A 16,013-nucleotide genomic window follows, 5' to 3' on the forward strand; every position below is an offset into this window, starting at 1 on the left:
GGAGGCCCCCTTTTGGAAATTAAGATCGGCATTCAGAACATTGGCCGCGAAATCGTATTGGAATCGGCTCAGGATGCTGACGCTGTAGCCACGGTCGTTGAAGAAGCCATCACCAAGGGCACCGAGCTCCGCCTCAAGGACGACAAGGGACGCATCATCATCGTTCCCGGCAACGCCCTGGGCTACGTGGAAATCGGCGCCGAAGAGGCCCGCAAGGTCGGTTTCGGCCAGTTCTAGCACGTCCGCGGCCAGCCCCCTTTGGCGGCTGGCCGCTGCTTTCCGAGGAGATTCCATGCTTTCGCTGACTATCGTTGTCCTGGTCACAGCGGCCGCAGGCTTTGTTGTCTGGGCCAATGACAAGCGCCATACGCGGTACGGCACAGGGTTGCCCGCAGGGGTTGCCGTGGTGGTGGGCGCGGTCAGCTGGATCCTTTTCATCGCGGCAGGTTTTGGCTACCAGCCGGGCCTGACGTGGATTCCGTGGGTCCTGCCCATGGCGCTCGGCAGCGTCGCTGCCATCGGGACGGTCATCTACCTGGGCCGGACGCGCGAAAGCCACGATACGCGGCGGCTGACGCAGGCGCTCAAGCTTTAGGCCGCGCCTTTTCCTTAAGAACCCGTGACCACCACCCAGCAGGGTGCGTGGTCACGGTCCTTTAACCCGGCGGCTTAACCCACCGGCTGGGCTGTGGCGCCGAGCCGAACGGCAGCAGCACTCACGGCCGCGGCAGCAGCGGCATCCCGCTCAGTGACCTCACCGCCGGCGTCATGGGACGTGTAGCGCAGATGCACTCTGTTGTAGCGCCAGTCAAGGTCCGGGTGGTGGTTCTGTTCTTCCGCCAGGCGTCCGACGGCGGCAATCAGCTCCAGTGCGGCGGCGGCCGTCGGAGTCTTATAGACAGCGACGAGCCCGCCCAGCCGGTACTGCCAGTCGGGCAGCGCGGCCAGGACGGCGTCGATCCGCTCCCGGGTGAGTATGTCTTCCTTGCCGGCCACAGCGGCCTCCTCGGCTCGTCCGGTGAGCCGCCCCGGCGTTTGGCCGAGGGCGCCGGGCCTGGAGAAAGCGGCCTAGAGAAACTCTGCCCGGCCTTCCATGGCCGATGACGCCAGGGCGTGCTCGCGGCGCGGAATCCTCCCGGCCGCTTTCGCCAGCCTACCGGCGATGACGGCGTGTTTGAAGGCCTCCCCCATAAGTGCCGGGTTCTGCGCACGCGTGACCGCGGTGGCCAGCAGCACGGCGTCACAGCCAAGCTCCATGGCCAGGGCGGCGTCGGAGGCCGTGCCGATGCCGGCGTCCAGGACCACGGGCACCGAGGCGCGGGAGACGATCAGTTCGATGTTGTGTGGATTCAGGATGCCCAGGCCGGTGCCGATGGGAGCCCCGAGCGGCATGACCGCGGTGGCACCCAGGTTCTCCAGCCGCAGGGCCAGGACCGGGTCATCGTTGGTGTAGGCGAACACTTTGAAGCCCCGGTTAACAAGCTGTTCCGTGGCATCCACCAATTCCACGGCGTCCGGCAGCAGGGTCTGTTCGTCGGCGATGACTTCCAGCTTGATCCAGTCCGTTTCCAACGCTTCGCGGGCCAGTTCCGCCGTCATGACCGCGTCCCGGGCGGTGAAGCAGCCGGCGGTGTTGGGCAGGATCCGGATCCCGTGGTCCACCAGGAGCTGGAAAAGGGAGCCCGATTCTGCCGGCGAATAGCGGCGCATGGCCACCGTGGTCAGCTCGGTTCCGGACGCCAGCAGGGCGGCGCCCAGCCCGTCGAGGCTCGGGGCTCCCCCAGTGCCCATGATGAGGCGGGAGCCGAGCTCGACGCCGTCGATCACCAGCCTGTCGGCGGCTTCGGGCAGGTTCTGTGTGCTGATGTTGCTGGTTACTGTCATGGTGTCAGCCTCCCTGGACTGCTGTGACCAGTTCGACGTCGTCACCTTCGGCGAGCGCCGTGACGAACCACTGGCTGCGGGGTACTACTTCGGAATTATGGGCGACGGCGACGCCGAGTTTCTGCCCGTCTGTCGCCTGGCCGTTGGCTGCGAGGGAACGGCCAGTGATATGGCTGATGAGGGTGGTGATGGAGGCGTCGTCCGCCACGGAATGGCGCGAGCCGTTGAGGGTGATGTTCATGCTGATTCTTTCTGTGGGTCGAGGTCCTTCGTGCTGCTGATGTCCTTGTCTGGGGACTGTGTGCCGGCAACGTGGTGCTTTCCTGAAAAGCGGGCCGGGCTGAGGGCTCCCCATCGCGGGTCCGTCCGGCCGTCCAGCAGGTCCCGGCAGATGGCCGCCGCCGCCGGAGCCAGGAGCACTCCGTGTCGGAAAAATCCGGTGGCGACCATCAGCCCGGCAATGTTCGCCGTGTTCCCCGTCCGTGGCGCGGAAACCGGTACGCGGCCGAGGAGAGGCGCATTGTCCGGGGTCGCCGGTCTTGCCCGTGCCGTGCATTCCAGGAGTTCAAGCTCCGAGACGGCCGGCACCAGGACCTGGGCGTCACGCAGCAACTGGTAGACGCCGCCCGCCGAGACGGCGGCGTCGCCCGACCCGGCGAGCGCGTCTTCCCGCTGCGTAGCCCCGATCACCACCGTGCCGTCCTGCCGGGGAACGATGTAGACCGGCACACCATGGACCATTCCGCGGACAGTGGAAGTGAGGAGCGGGCGCAGGTGCCGCGGAACAGCCAGCCGCAGGATGTCACCGTAGACGGGCCGCAGGGGCAGGTGCAGTCCAACCGGCAGGCCTTCCAGCGACCCCGCCTGCAATCCGTTGGCCACGATGGTCTCCCGGGCCTGGACAGTTCCGCCGTGGGCGAGCTTCACGCCTATGACGCGGCCGTCCTCCCAGAGCAGGGCAGCGGCACGTTGGTCAACGGCGAATCCCGCGCGGGCACCTGCCACGGCGGTTCCTGCTCCCGGTTCGTGGATGGCCAGGACTTCCTGGAGGCACGCCACAAGTCTGCGTGGATCCACCTGGTGGTCGGCGGGGATGTCCAGGGCGCAGGATATGGCCGGGCTGAGCAGGGATTCCCTGGTCCTGGCCTCACGGACAGTCAGGGGTTCCACCACCAGGCCGCTGGCCTGCTGCACGGCCCGGAGGTCCATCAGTGCCCGGCGGTCCGCAGCGTCCGCGCCGATGGCGAGGGTCGGCGTCGTCAGATATCCGGTATCGCCGGCCCCCGCCAGGGCGAGGTCCGCTGCAAAGGCAGGCCACAGGCCGGAGGAAGCCAGCATCAGCTCAAGGAGGTCTTCCTCCTGGTAGTGCAGTTCGCTCACAGGGGCCAGCATGCCGGCGGCTGCCCAGCTGGCGCCGTTGCCGGGCGCGTCATCGATCAGCACGACGGAACGGCCGGATCGGCGGACTTCCCAGGCTATGGCGTGGCCGATGACTCCGCCGCCGATGACGGCCACGTCGGCGTGCAGGGCGGTGGCCGCGCTGGCTGGTGCGGGCTCAGGTGGGCTGCTTATTGCGGGGGGCATATGTTCCTTCCCTACGCCGGTACTAGCCGGATCAGGTCAAGCGGTCGGCTCTGACGCCCTCTCAGCCCGGCCGCTTTGTGACGGCTGCAACGGGCTCCCGCAGTACCCGCCCAGTTTAGGGGACTTAGGCTGGTTTCCATGAACGCGCAATCCTTCGCCGCCGCAGGCACGCCCTCCGGCCCCTCCGCCGCTCCCGAATCCTTGACCGGAACAGACCCCGCCGCCGGCATCAACACCGGCCTCCCGCACAGCGCCAGGCTGTACCTGTGCACCGACGCGCGCCGGGACCGCGGGGACTTTGGCGAGTTTGTGGACGCGGCGTTTGCCGGCGGCGTGGACATCATCCAGCTCCGGGACAAGGCGATCGAGGCGGCGGAGGAGCTGGAGCTGCTGGCCGTGCTTCAGGCCGCCGCCGAACGCCACGGAAAGCTGTGGGCAGTCAATGACCGTGCCGATATCGCGCTGCTGTCCGGCGCCCCCGTCTTCCACATCGGGCAGAAAGATCTGCCTGTCGCTTCCGCCCGCACGCTGCTCGGGGCACCAGCCGCGATCGGCCTTTCCACGCACACCGCCGAGCAGATCGAAGGCGCCATCCGGCTGTCCGGAGGGCTGACTGACCAAGGCGGCCTGGACTACTTCTGCGTAGGACCGGTCTGGGCCACTCCCACGAAACCGGGCCGGGCCGCCGTCGGCCTTGACCTGGTGCGGTACGCGGCCGAAGCCGTCCGCGCTGCCGGTGGCACCCGGGCCACGCTGCCCTGGTTTGCCATCGGGGGCATCGATCTCGGCAACGTGGAGCAGGTGGTGGAGGCCGGCGCCGGCAGGATTGTTGTGGTGCGTGCCATCACCGAAGCCTCGGACCCCGCAGCGGCGGCCGTGGCACTCCTGGCGGCCCTGGACGCCGGCGCATCCTGACAATCCCCCGCGTGGCGGGCGGCGGGCGTGCACGATCCGTGGAAATCGAGCTAACCTGATTTTCGTGTCACATCATCGGTTGGCCCCCAATGTCCACGAGCAGACGAACGACCTCGCGGCGGCGCTGAGCGCCCTGCGGACCGAGCTGGAACTGCCGGGACCCTACCCGGCGGAGGCGGTCCGGGACGCGGAAGCGGCAGTGGCCGCACACGAGTTGCCGGGCGCTGACCTGACGGACGTGGCCTTCCTCACCATCGATCCGGCGTCGTCCACTGACCTGGACCAGGCGCTGTTCATCGAGCGCGCGGACACTGGCTACCGGGTGCTTTACGCCATCGCTGACGTGCCGTCCTTTGTCCGCCCCGGCGGCGGACTGGACGCAGAGACCCGGCGCCGCGGCCAGACGTTCTACGCCCCTGACGGCCGAATCCCGCTGCACCCGGAAGTCATCAGCGAAGGGGCCGGCAGCCTCCTGGCCGGCCAGCTCTGTTCCGCCTACGTCTGGGAGTTCGGGCTGGACGACGCCGCGCAGGTCTCCACGGTGAGTGTCCAGAGGGCCACCATCCGCAGCCGGGCCAAGCTGAGCTACAAGGGAGTCCAGGCCGAACTCGACGCCGGAACGGCCGGCCCTGTCCTGCAACTCCTGAAGGAAGTGGGCCTCAAGCGCGTTGAACTGGAGCGGCAGCGTGGCGGCGCAAGCCTGAACATGCCTGAACAGGAAATCCTGCAATTGCCCGACGGCGGCTACCGGATTGCCGCCGCGCCGCAGCTTCCGGTAGAGGACTGGAACGCCCAGATTTCCCTGATGACCGGAATGGCGGCGGCGAACCTGATGTTGGCGGGAAAAGTGGGTATCCTGCGCACCATGCCCGCCCCGGACGAGCGCTCCCTGCGCCACTTCCGCCTCCAGACCGAGGCCTTGGGAAAGCCGTGGGACGGCAAAATCAGCTACGGCGAATACCTCCGCAGCCTTGACCCGACAGAGCCCCGGCAACTGGCCATCCTGCACTCCGCCGGCATGCTGTTCCGCGGCGCCAGCTACACGGCGTTCGATGGCACGGTCCCGGACGACGCCGTCCAGTCCGCCATCGGCGCCGCCTATGCCCACACCACGGCACCGCTCCGGCGCCTTATCGACCGCTTTGTGCTGGTGATCTGCGAAGCCCTGAGCAACGGCAACCAGGTGCCGGGCTGGGCGCGGGAAGCCCTGCCGTCCCTGCCGGAGATCATGGCCGGATCCGACCAGCTGGCATCGCGGATGGAACGGATGGCGCTGGACACTGTGGAGGCCGCGCTCCTCGTCAACCATGTAGGCCAGGAATTCGATGCGATCGTGATCTCCGGCTCCAAGCCGCAAAAGGACAACGGAAACGGCAACGGGAAAAACGGCAACGGCGCCAAGAACGGTGCTGCGAAAAACGCCGCAAAAAACGGGAACGGCCCCTCGGGGATCATCCAGATCGCCGAACCCGCTGTGACGGCCCGGTGCGGCGGCGACCTGGAATCCGGCACCAAAGTGCGGGTCCGCCTGATCTCCTCCGATATCGCCGCCCGCGAGGTCCACTTCGAGCTGCTGGCCTGAACGATTTCCGCCCTGCCTGATCGGCCCAAAGCCGGAATTCCGGGTCCGTACGGCTAGACTGAAGAAGTAGATATGGATGCCCGGTCGTTGATTTCCTTGATTTTGAATTCAACAAGCCCGCCCCTACGCGATCTTGAGATGCACCCGTTGGTCACCAGTGCCAGCATTTTGATACCCCGCGATCGGCTTCCACTGGATTTGCTTGCGCGCTTCGAGCGTGCTCCGGAACGGCCACGTTGGCCGGCCCGTTGAGCAGGCAGCGCCAATGCCCAAATGAATAAGGAAACTCCCCTGTGAGTGAATTGCATACCCACCAGATCCTGACTGACGACTCCGGCATCGAGACGATCGAACCCGAAGAAACCATCATCTCGGACGAGAAGCCGCACGAGATCGAGGAGAAATCCTTCGCTGACTACAACGTCCGCGCCGACATCGTGGAGTCCCTTGCCGACGCCGGGATCACCCACCCCTTCCCCATCCAGGCCATGACCCTGCCGGTGGCGCTTTCGGGCCACGACATCATCGGGCAGGCCAAGACCGGCACCGGCAAGACCCTCGGCTTCGGCATCCCCGCCCTGCAGCGCGTGGTGGGTCCGGACGACGCCGGCTACGACAAGCTCGCCGTTCCGGGTGCACCGCAGGCCCTGGTCATCGTGCCGACGCGCGAGCTGGCCGTCCAGGTGGCCAATGATCTTCAGAACGCTTCCCGCAAGCGGAACGCCCGCATCACCACCATCTACGGCGGCCGTGCCTACGAGCCCCAGGTGGAGGCCCTGCAGAACGGCGTCGAGGTGGTCGTCGGTACTCCCGGCCGCCTCATCGACCTCTACAAGCAGAAGCACCTGGTCCTGAAGAACGTCAAGATGGTCATCCTTGACGAGGCCGACGAAATGCTGGACCTCGGCTTCCTGCCGGACGTGGAAACCCTCATCGCCGGTACCCCTGCAGTCCGCCAGACCCTGCTGTTCTCTGCCACCATGCCCGGCCCGGTCATCGCCATGGCCCGCCGCTACATGACGCAGCCCACCCACATCCGGGCCGCTGATCCGGACGACGAGGGCCTCACCAAGCGCGACATCCGCCAGCTCATCTACCGTGCCCACAGCATGGACAAGATCGAGGTCGTTGCCCGCATCCTGCAGGCACGCGGCCGCGGCCGGACCATCATCTTCACCAAAACCAAGCGCACCGCCGCGAAGGTTGCCGAGGAGCTCGTGGACCGTGGCTTCGCCGCCGCCGCCATCCACGGTGACCTGGGCCAGGGCGCCCGCGAGCAGGCGCTCCGTGCCTTCCGCAACAACAAGGTGGACGTCCTGGTGGCCACCGACGTCGCCGCCCGCGGCATCGACGTCGACGACGTCACGCACGTCATCAACTACCAGTGCGTTGAAGACGAAAAGATCTACCTGCACCGCGTGGGCCGCACAGGCCGCGCCGGCAACAAGGGCACCGCCGTGACCTTCGTCGACTGGGACGACATGCCGCGCTGGGGCCTGATCAACAAGGCCCTGGGACTCAGCGTTCCGGAGCCCGTGGAAACATACTCCTCCTCCCCGCACCTGTTCGAAGAGCTGGACATCCCGGAAGGCACCAAGGGCCGCCTCCCCCGCAACAAGCGCGTGCTGGCCGGCGTCGACGCCGAGGTCCTCGAGGACCTGGGCGAGACCGGCAAGAAGAACACCCGCCCCAGCGGCGGCCGTGACGGTGGCCGCGATGGCGGCCGCGACAGCAACCGCGACGCCGGCCGCTCCGGTGCTCGCGACAGCAGCAGCCGCCGCACCAGCGAGCCCGGCGGACGCTCCGGTGACCGCCGTCGTCGTACCTCTGATGCGGCGACCGCCGGCACCAGCCCCGCCCCCGAACCGGCTGCTGCGGCTCCGGCCGAAGGCGAAGTGGACCCCCGTGCCCGCCGCAGCCGGACCCGCACCCGCCGCCGCAACGGCGAAGTGGTGGCCGGTGCCGACAACGGCCCGCAGCAGCGCAGCACCGAGGCATAACAGCCTCGATGACTGACACCGTCTGGGCGCCGGACGGCAGCAACCTGGTGGTTCACGCGGACAACGCGGAGTTCCTCCCCTCGCTGCCGGACGGCGCCTTCACCTTGATATACGTCGACCCGCCGTTCAACACCGGCAGGGTCCAGAAGCGCCAGGAAACGCGGATGGTGCTGAACACCGATGGTGACGGCGACCGGATGGGCTTCAAGGGGCGTTCCTACGACACCATCAAGGGCGCCCTGCACCGGTACGACGACGCCTTCAGTGACTACTGGTCGTTCCTGGAACCCCGGCTCGTGGAGGCCTGGCGGCTGCTGGCTGACGACGGCACGCTGTACCTCCACCTGGATTACCGGGAGGTCCATTACGCCAAGGTGATGCTTGACGCGATCTTCGGCCGGGAATGCTTCCTCAACGAGATCATCTGGGCGTACGACTACGGTGCCCGCGCCAAGTACCGCTGGCCCACCAAGCACGACAACATCCTCGTGTACGTCAAGAACCCGGCGAAATACCATTTCGACAACGCCGAGGTGGACCGCGAGCCCTACATGGCCCCTGGCCTGGTGACACCGGCCAAGCGGGAGCTCGGGAAGCTGCCCACCGACGTCTGGTGGCACACGATCGTCTCCCCGACGGGCAAGGAAAAGACCGGCTACCCCACGCAGAAGCCCGAGGGCCTCATCCGCCGTGTGGTGACGGCGTCAAGCCGGCCCGGTGACTGGTGCCTGGACTTCTTCGCCGGTTCCGGGACCCTGGGCGCCGTGGCGGCCAAACTGGACCGGAAGTTCGTGTGTGTGGACCAGAACCAGCCGGCCATCGACGTGATGGCCAAGCGGCTGGGCGCCAAGGCAACCTTTACGTCGTTCCCGCCCAGCTAATCACGGACGCACCACAGCGGTTCCCGTGCCGAGTTCCTCAATCCGCGCCAGCACATCCGCTGTGGTCAGGTTTTCTCCCAGCAGGTTCGGTTTGCCCGCTCCGTGGTAATCCGAAGAGCCGGTGATCAGCAGTCCATGCTTGGCTGCAAGGCCCCTGAGGAATTCCCGTCCCTCCTCGGGGTTGTCGCGGTGGTCGATCTCCAGGCCGGCCAGGCCGGCGTCGATCATGTCGCGGTAGGTGCGCTCCCCCACGATCCGGCCCCGGCCGGACGCCACGGGATGCGCGAACACGGGAACACCACCAGCGGCACGGACCAGTTCGACGGCGGTGGCGGGGTCGGGTGCGTAGTGCTGGACAAAGTAGCGCGAATGGGACGTCAGGATGGACGCGAACGCCTCCGAGCGGTCTGCCACCACACCGGCCGCCACCAAGGCATCAGCGATGTGCGGCCGGCCCAGGGTAGCCCCGGGAGCCACATGGTGGATGACGTCGTCCCACGTCAGCGGGTAGTCTTCGGCGAGCAGGGTCACCATGCGTTCGGCCCGCGTGAGGCGCGCGTCCTTGGCCTTGGTGATCTCTTCAAGCAGCCCAGGGTGGGCAGGATCGTGCAGATAACTCAGCAGATGCACACTGATCCCTTGCGCGGTCCGGCAGGAGACCTCCATGCCAGGGACCAGGGCCACCCCGTTTTCCAGGGCCGCCAGGGATGCCTCAGCCCAGCCGTCCGTGGAGTCGTGATCGGTCAGCGCCACCACGTCCAGGCCCGCCCGGGCAGCCGAAGCCAACACATCGGCGGGGGTTTCGGTGCCGTCCGAAACGTTCGAGTGGGCATGCAGGTCAATCCTCACTTGCCCAGCCTAGTTGACCGCGTCCGCGCCGGTATTGGCCCCCGACTCGGTGCTGGTGAGACGATGGTGCCGTGAACGATGCCGAAAACACCCCGACCTCTGTCTCCCAGCCCCTCGACGAGCGCGTCAACAACCGCTCTCAGCGGCCCAGTTCCGCCGCTTTCAAGGCCTTTATGGCCAGTAACTGGGCGCCGTCCGGGCAGCAGGTGCCGGCGCTCGACGCCGTGGCCAACTACGCCGCGGCCCGGCGCAAGGCCATCTCAGAGAAGTTCAAAGGCGAACGCCTGGTCATCCCCGCCGGTCCGCTGAAGGTCCGCTCCAACGACTGCGACTACCGGTTCCGTCCGCATTCCGGCTTCGCGCATCTCACCGGACTGGGCCTGGATCATGAGCCGGACGCCGTGCTCATTCTGGAACCGGCCGGTGAAGGAAAGGGCGACGGCGGCAGTCACCACCGTGCCACGCTGTACTTCCGTCCGCTGGCCGGCCGGGATACAGAACAGTTCTACGCTGACTCCCGTTCCGGCGAGTTCTGGATCGGTGCACGGCCCACCCTGGCCGAGTTCGAAGCGCGTCTGGGCCTGGCCACCGCCCATATCGATGGACTTGAATCGGCGATCACCAAGAACGTGGGTGCCCCGGAGATCGGCGGCATCTCCATCCGACTGGTGCGCAAGGTGGACGAGAACATCGACGCCCTGGTGGATACTGCCCGGTACAACACTGCCAAGGACCCGGACAACCTGGACCTGGCTGTCCTGGATGCACTGGATGAAAAGCTTTCCGAAGCGCTGTCTGAACTCCGCCTCCTGAAGGATGAGTGGGAAATCGAACAGATGATGACTGCAGTAGCTGCGACTGTCGAGGGCTTTGTGGAGGTAGTCAAGGCCCTGCCCCGCGCCCTGACCCATGCCCGCGGCGAGCGCGTGGTGGAAGGCGCGTTCTTTGCCCGTGCCCGCGAGGTAGGCAACGAACTGGGCTACGACACTATCGCCGCCGCCGGCAACAACGCCACAGTCCTGCACTGGACGCGGAACACCGGCAGGATCAACGCCGGCGAAATGCTGCTGCTGGACGCCGGCGTTGAAGCGGACTCGCTCTACACCGCCGACGTCACCCGGACCCTGCCAGTCAACGGCACGTTCACCGCAGTCCAGCGAAAGGTCTACGAGGCAGTCCTGGATGCCGCCGACGCCGGATTCGCCGCCGCCCAGCCGGGTGCCAAGTTCCGGGACATCCACACCGCGGCCACCAACGTGTTGGCGGAACGTCTAGCCGAGTGGGGGCTGCTCCCGGTGAGTGTCGAGGAAGCCGTCAGCACGGAAGGCCAGCAGCACCGCCGCTGGATGCCGCACGGCACCAGTCACCACCTTGGCCTCGATGTCCACGACTGCGCCCAGGCAAAGCGCGAACTGTACCTCGACGGCATCCTGACGGAGGGCATGGTCTTCACCATCGAACCCGGCCTGTACTTCAAGAACGAGGACCTGGCCATCCCGGCGGCGTACCGCGGCATTGGCGTGCGGATCGAGGACGACATCCTCATGACGGCCGATGGTCCGGTGAACCTCAGCGCCGCACTGCCCCGCAAGGCCGACGACGTCCAGTCCTGGATGGCAGGCATCTACCAGGAGCTGGACGGTGGTTTGGCAAGCGGAGGCTTCCGCTAGAGGTCTTTGCGTCCAGCGCATCTCGGCAGCGATGCGCTGGACGACCATACTCCTTGGTGAAACTCTCATAACAGTTTTTGGCAATCGCTTGCCAAAAGTTGGCGTTGATGAATACGCTAGCCGCAGAGAAAGAAAATCGTAGACTGAGTCCCAGTCTCGGGTCTCTGCCGCAATGTATGTCTTCAAAGGAGAAGTCTCATGGGTATGTCCAAACCGCGTCGCCTCGGCACTATCGCCGCAGCGGCCATTTCCGTCCTGATGCTGGCCGCATGCGGGGGCTCGGGCGGTACGGGCGGTACCACCTCCGGCGCCTCGGGCGGCAAGGTGGACGGCACCGGAAAAACGCTTAATGTGCTGATGAACGTCACCGCACAGTATCCGCAGGAACAGCAGGCCTGGTTCAAGGAAATGGGCGCCAAGTTCAAGGCGGAAACCGGAGCCGACATCCAGTGGGAGACGTTCGCCAGCGCCAATGACGAGATGACCCGGATCCAGACGTCAGTCGTCTCGGGCCAGGGCCCTGACGTCTACGGGCTCGGCACCACGTTCACCCCCACGGCTTACTCCACGGGGGCGTTCGTGAAACTGGGTGACAACGAATGGAACCAGCTCGGCGGCAAGGACAAGTTCGTTCCCGCGGCGCTTGGCATTTCCGGTCCGGATGAAGGCAACCAGATCGGTATCCCGTTCGTAAGCCGGCCGTTCGTGATGGCCTACAACACCGAGCTGCTGGCAGCTGCCGGGATCGAAAAGCCCGCCACCACCTGGGATGAATTCACCGAGCAGGCAAAGAAGCTCACCACGGGCGACCAGTACGGTGTTGCCGTGGCCTACAAGGACAACTTCGACCCCTGGAAGTACATCTGGGGCATGTCCATCCAGGCTGGCAACCCCATCATCGACGGAAGCAAGGTCCGTCTGGATGACCCCATCACCAAGAAGGCCTACGAGACCTACTTCGGCTGGGTGACCAAGGACAAGGTGGTCGACCCGTCCTCCGTTGGTTGGGCCAACCCGCAGGCACTCGCGGCCTTCGCAGCCGGCAAGGCAGCTTACTTCCCCATGACCTCGCCGCTGTCCATCCCCGCACTGGATGCCTCGGCCGTCAAAGGCAAGTACAAGTACGCCCTGATGCCCACCGTTCCTCCGGGCGAGACCTCCAACCCGTCCGGCGCTAAGCCTGCCACCAGCATCCTCTCCGGTGACAACCTCGTGGTAGCTGACTACTCGAAGCAGAAAGACCTCGCCTTCGCGTTCGTCAAGATGATCACCGACAAGGATGTCCAGCTCAACTACTTCAAGGTCTTCGGCCAGCTTCCCGCCAACCAGGAAGCCGCGAAGGAACTTGCAACCAACGAAGTGATCGCGCCGGCCCTTGAGTCGGGAGCCAAGTCCGTAGCGACGCCGTTCAGCGGTGCGTGGGGCGATGTCCAGCTGTCACTGACCAACGTGGTTGTCCAGTCCATTCCGGATCTTTCCTCCGGCGCGGTCAGCGGCTCCAACCTGTCCCAGCGGCTCAAGGACGAACAGGCCAAATCGCAGACCGCACTGGACCGGGCCAAGAAGTAAGCCCGACCCACCAATTGCGGAAGGTTACGGAAAATGGCTAGCAGTGTTACCGAGCCCCGGCCATCGGACAGCAGTCCGGTGGCCAGGGCGGCCGCCGGACCCGGCGAAACCACACCCCCTGGGAAACGCCGGAAGGGGCTGAGCGAACGGAACCGGCCGCTGTGGCTCCTGATTCCCGGCGGGCTGCTGATGACGATTGTCATCCTCGTCCCCCTGGCCATGGGCATTTGGATGTCACTGATTGATCTGGATCAGTACACCCTGCGCCGATGGGTCAGTGCCGAATTCATTGGCATCAAGAATTACATTGAAGCGGCGGTCAGCAGTGACCTGCTCCGCTCCATCTGGCTTTCTGTTTCCTTCGCGGTGATCTCCACCGCGGTGACCGTCCCGCTGGGGGTGGCCGCCGCCGTCGTTACCCAGAACGCCTACCGTGGCCGCGCCCTGGTGCGGTCCGTCTTCCTGATCCCTTATGTCCTGCCGTCGTTCGTGGTGGCCAGTGTGTGGCGGACAATGCTGCAGCCGGACGGCATCGTGAATGTGACGCTGAACAATTTGGGAATGGACGGCGGATTGTGGCTGAACGGCCCCAACTCGTACTGGACGCTGGTTTGGGTGGAAATCTGGGCGGCCTGGCCGTTCATCTACCTCCTGGCCCTGTCGGGCCTACAGGCTGTGGATCACGAGGTCCACGAGGCATCGGCCCTGGACGGGGCACTGTGGTGGAACAAGCTGCGGTACGTGATCTTCCCCTACCTGAAAGGACCGGTTTCGCTCGCCTTCCTGCTTGCCACCTTGAACCACATCAACAACTTCACTCTGCCCTATGTCCTGTTTGGTGCGCCGGCACCGTCGGACGTGAATGTGCTGCCGATCCTGGTGTACGTCACCAGTTTCCAGAGCTTCCGGTTTGGCCTCAGCGCCGCCATGGCGGTCGTTTCGCTGATCCTGATCGCCATTCCGCTGTTCATCTACCTGCGCGCAGTCCGGCTTGATGTGCACGAAGGAGGAAAGAAATGACCATCGACGCGGCAAACCCGATCGAGCAGCAGAAGAAGCAGTCCATCCGGCGTGACGCTGCCCTGGAGGTCACCCGCCTCCTGCCCCGGCCTCTGCTGGCCACGCTTACTGTCCTGCTCTGCGCCCTGGTGCTGGTTCCCATCCTGTATATATTCCTGGCCTCGCTGAATACGGATGTGGGCGTCGCCAGCGGTGAGTTCTGGCCGAGCAGCTTCTCCCTGGAGAGCTACACCAAGATCTGGGACTCCGTGGGGCTGGCGAAAGCCATCGGCAACAGCCTGATCGTTTCCGGTGCCACGGCCATTGTCTCCGCCATCATGGCAGTTGGCACGGCGTACGTGCTGGTGCGGTTTGAGTTCGTCGGCCGCCTGACGGTGCTGCGCGGGCTGCTGGGTCTCCAGTCCATCCCGGGAACCCTCATGCTGCTGCCCGTGTTTGTGCTCTTCTCGTCCGCAGGCACCTATTTGGGTGTGACCGTCATCGGCACGCTCTGGGGCCTGTTTATCGCCTACCTGACGTTCGCCTTGCCGTTCTCAACGTGGGTGATGGTCACCTACCTCCGCGGCCTGCCTCGGGAACTGGAGGAAGCGGCGCGCATTGACGGTGCCTCCAACCTCGGGATCCTGTTCCGGATCATCATTCCGCTCAGCTGGCCCGGAATCATCGTTTCCGCGATTTTCGCCTTCCTGCTGGGCTGGAATGACGTGCTGTTCGCGTCGGTATTCACCCGCCCGGACACGCACACAGCCGCAGTTGCGCTACAGGTGTTCGCGTCCGCTGTTGAGGGCGGAGCAATCCCCGTGTACTCGCAGTTGATGGCAGCTTCGCTGGTTTGTGCTGTCCCTGTGGTGGTGCTGTACTTCATGTTCCAGAAGTACCTCGTTGGCGGCCTGACAGCTGGCGGCGTCAAGTAGGACAGCTTCGAGCAACAAACAACTCCGCCCGGAACAGCAGCTGCTGTTCCGGGCGGAGTTGTTTGTTTACTGCGTGCCTTGCTCCTTGGGCCATGGATAAACAGGCCTCCGGCGGCGTCGCCTAAGGCGTGGATTCGCCGGAGTCCTTGGCGGAGTCAGGCTGGGCCTGCGTCCGGGACCGATCTGAGCTGGGCTGTCCTGTGCTGGCCTCGCCTGCGGTGGCCTGGTCTGAGACGCGGACGCCGTACTGCGGCCGTCCGTCAGGAAGGTCCGGGTAGCGGACGGCGGCAGCGGGAGCCTTCGCAGGCTGGGCGGCTGCCTCCGGCTGCGTGCCCTGGTCCGGGCCGGCGGCCTGGCCCACGCCTTGGGCTGTCCCTTGGCCCGAAGTTCCGGCACCCTGCTGTCCGTAGGGGTCATTCCAACTGGCAGGGCGTGCGGGTGCCGGACCAGGCTGATTGCCCGGCTGGCCCGGCATGCCGGGCTGCTGACCCTGCTGACCGGGCTGGCCGGGCTGGCCGTACTGCTGGTCCTGGTAGCCCTGGGGATTGTATGGGGCGGCAGCTGCGTCCGAGCGGGTCATGGGCAGTTGCTGGAGCAGCCGGCGCGCGTCATGGGCGGCTTCAACGGACACCACAACGTCGTAGCTGGTGGCCACCACCTGGCTGGTGGAGGTGAAATCCCGCTTTCCGCGCTGCATGGCATACGTGACGATCCCGAACAGCATAAAGAAGGCGGCGCCCATCAGCACAGACGCCAGGATCGAGAAGTAGCCGGGCGATGGTGCGAAGAAGGAAAGCATGACGCCAACGAAGAGGCCGAACCACATACCGCTGAGCGCCCCGGAGAGAGCCACCCGCGGGTAGCTGAGGCGGCCGGTCACCCGCTCAACCATCTTCAGTTCGTTGCCCACGATGGAAACCATGTGAACCGGGAACTGCTGGTCGGCGAGGTAGTCCACCGCCTTCTGGGCATCCAAGTAGGAGGTGTACGAGCCGACGGTGTCGCCGGTGGGCACCGTGCGGGCGTCGTCGGGCCCACTGGGGCCACCGGCCTTGGGAGCACCAAAAATGTTTGACATACACCCATTCTTGCCCATCAGCATGTATGCCGCCTGTAAATTCAGCTAAAAGAGAGCAGACTCGGTA

At 65.6% G+C, this 16,013-nt stretch carries 16 protein-coding genes and 1 riboswitch; of the genes, 10 read left to right on the plus strand and 6 right to left on the minus strand.

What is annotated here, in order from left to right; genetic code table 11:
• Window positions 1-12: 12 nt before the first annotated feature.
• Together ASG77_RS08640 and ASG77_RS08645 are read left to right on the plus strand one after the other, a co-directional pair.
• Window positions 13-237, plus strand: a complete 225-nt coding sequence (locus ASG77_RS08640; protein ID WP_056343932.1) for a DUF3107 domain-containing protein — start codon at window positions 13-15, stop codon at window positions 235-237.
• A gap of 55 nt (window positions 238-292) precedes the next feature.
• The gene (locus tag ASG77_RS08645) at window positions 293-595 is read left to right on the plus strand and encodes a hypothetical protein (RefSeq protein WP_056343935.1); all 303 of its coding nucleotides are present in this window, start codon (window positions 293-295) and stop codon (window positions 593-595) included.
• 74 nt (window positions 596-669) lie between these two features.
• On the opposite strand, the gene ASG77_RS08650 is transcribed toward ASG77_RS08645, so the two are convergent.
• From ASG77_RS08650 to thiO, 4 genes are all read right to left on the minus strand, one after another.
• A complete protein-coding gene (locus ASG77_RS08650) occupies window positions 670-996 on the minus strand; it encodes a 4a-hydroxytetrahydrobiopterin dehydratase (RefSeq protein WP_056343938.1) in 327 nt (108 codons plus the stop codon).
• A gap of 72 nt (window positions 997-1,068) precedes the next feature.
• Window positions 1,069-1,884: a thiazole synthase gene (locus tag ASG77_RS08655; protein WP_056343941.1), complete on the minus strand. Its 816-nt coding sequence runs from the start codon at window positions 1,882-1,884 to the stop codon at window positions 1,069-1,071.
• A 4-nt stretch (window positions 1,885-1,888) separates the two neighbouring features.
• Window positions 1,889-2,125 carry a sulfur carrier protein ThiS gene (gene thiS / locus ASG77_RS08660; RefSeq protein WP_056343944.1) on the minus strand — a complete coding sequence of 79 codons (237 nt, stop codon included), beginning with the start codon at window positions 2,123-2,125 and terminating at the stop codon, window positions 1,889-1,891.
• The gene (gene thiO / locus ASG77_RS08665; protein ID WP_056343947.1) at window positions 2,122-3,468 is read right to left on the minus strand and encodes a glycine oxidase ThiO; all 1,347 of its coding nucleotides are present in this window, start codon (window positions 3,466-3,468) and stop codon (window positions 2,122-2,124) included. The genes thiS and thiO overlap by 4 nt, the downstream gene beginning before the upstream one ends.
• A riboswitch (TPP riboswitch) is annotated at window positions 3,459-3,579 on the minus strand. (Overlaps the previous gene by 10 nt.)
• A 27-nt stretch (window positions 3,580-3,606) precedes the next feature.
• Between thiO and thiE the strand changes: the two genes are divergently transcribed.
• From thiE to ASG77_RS08685, 4 genes are all read left to right on the plus strand, one after another.
• Complete coding sequence (thiE, locus tag ASG77_RS08670; RefSeq protein WP_082575919.1) at window positions 3,607-4,383, plus strand: thiamine phosphate synthase; 777 nt, start codon at window positions 3,607-3,609, stop codon at window positions 4,381-4,383.
• A 64-nt stretch (window positions 4,384-4,447) separates the two neighbouring features.
• Entirely contained in the window at window positions 4,448-5,965 is a 1,518-nt protein-coding gene (locus tag ASG77_RS08675) for an RNB domain-containing ribonuclease (protein WP_056343949.1), read from the plus strand.
• Window positions 5,966-6,258: 293 nt separating this feature from the next.
• Complete coding sequence (locus ASG77_RS08680; RefSeq protein ID WP_056343952.1) at window positions 6,259-7,965, plus strand: DEAD/DEAH box helicase; 1,707 nt, start codon at window positions 6,259-6,261, stop codon at window positions 7,963-7,965.
• Between the two features lie 8 nt (window positions 7,966-7,973).
• Window positions 7,974-8,846, plus strand: a complete 873-nt coding sequence (locus tag ASG77_RS08685) for a DNA-methyltransferase (protein ID WP_056343957.1) — start codon at window positions 7,974-7,976, stop codon at window positions 8,844-8,846.
• Here the strand turns inward: ASG77_RS08685 and ASG77_RS08690 are convergent, their stop codons facing one another.
• On the minus strand, window positions 8,847-9,695 hold the full coding sequence (locus tag ASG77_RS08690) for a PHP domain-containing protein (RefSeq protein ID WP_056343960.1): 849 nt from the start codon (window positions 9,693-9,695) through the stop codon (window positions 8,847-8,849). It abuts the gene before it with no gap.
• A gap of 71 nt (window positions 9,696-9,766) precedes the next feature.
• On the opposite strand from ASG77_RS08690, the gene ASG77_RS08695 reads away from it, so the two are divergent.
• From ASG77_RS08695 to ASG77_RS08710, 4 genes are all read left to right on the plus strand, one after another.
• Complete coding sequence (locus ASG77_RS08695; protein WP_056343963.1) at window positions 9,767-11,365, plus strand: aminopeptidase P family protein; 1,599 nt, start codon at window positions 9,767-9,769, stop codon at window positions 11,363-11,365.
• Between the two features lie 204 nt (window positions 11,366-11,569).
• Window positions 11,570-12,934, plus strand: a complete 1,365-nt coding sequence (locus ASG77_RS08700) for an ABC transporter substrate-binding protein (RefSeq protein WP_200950746.1) — start codon at window positions 11,570-11,572, stop codon at window positions 12,932-12,934.
• 33 nt (window positions 12,935-12,967) lie between these two features.
• Window positions 12,968-13,954 carry a carbohydrate ABC transporter permease gene (locus ASG77_RS08705; protein ID WP_056343966.1) on the plus strand — a complete coding sequence of 329 codons (987 nt, stop codon included), beginning with the start codon at window positions 12,968-12,970 and terminating at the stop codon, window positions 13,952-13,954.
• Window positions 13,951-14,868: a carbohydrate ABC transporter permease gene (locus ASG77_RS08710; RefSeq protein ID WP_082575921.1), complete on the plus strand. Its 918-nt coding sequence runs from the start codon at window positions 13,951-13,953 to the stop codon at window positions 14,866-14,868. Before ASG77_RS08705 ends, ASG77_RS08710 begins: the two co-directional genes overlap by 4 nt.
• 121 nt (window positions 14,869-14,989) lie before the next feature.
• Here ASG77_RS08710 and ASG77_RS08715 read toward each other — a convergent pair whose 3' ends face one another.
• On the minus strand, window positions 14,990-15,946 hold the full coding sequence (locus ASG77_RS08715) for a general stress protein (protein ID WP_235564420.1): 957 nt from the start codon (window positions 15,944-15,946) through the stop codon (window positions 14,990-14,992).
• Window positions 15,947-16,013 lie beyond the last annotated feature (67 nt).

Origin of the sequence: Arthrobacter sp. Soil762 (assembly GCF_001428335.1) — a bacterium.
GTDB lineage: Bacteria > Actinomycetota > Actinomycetes > Actinomycetales > Micrococcaceae > Arthrobacter.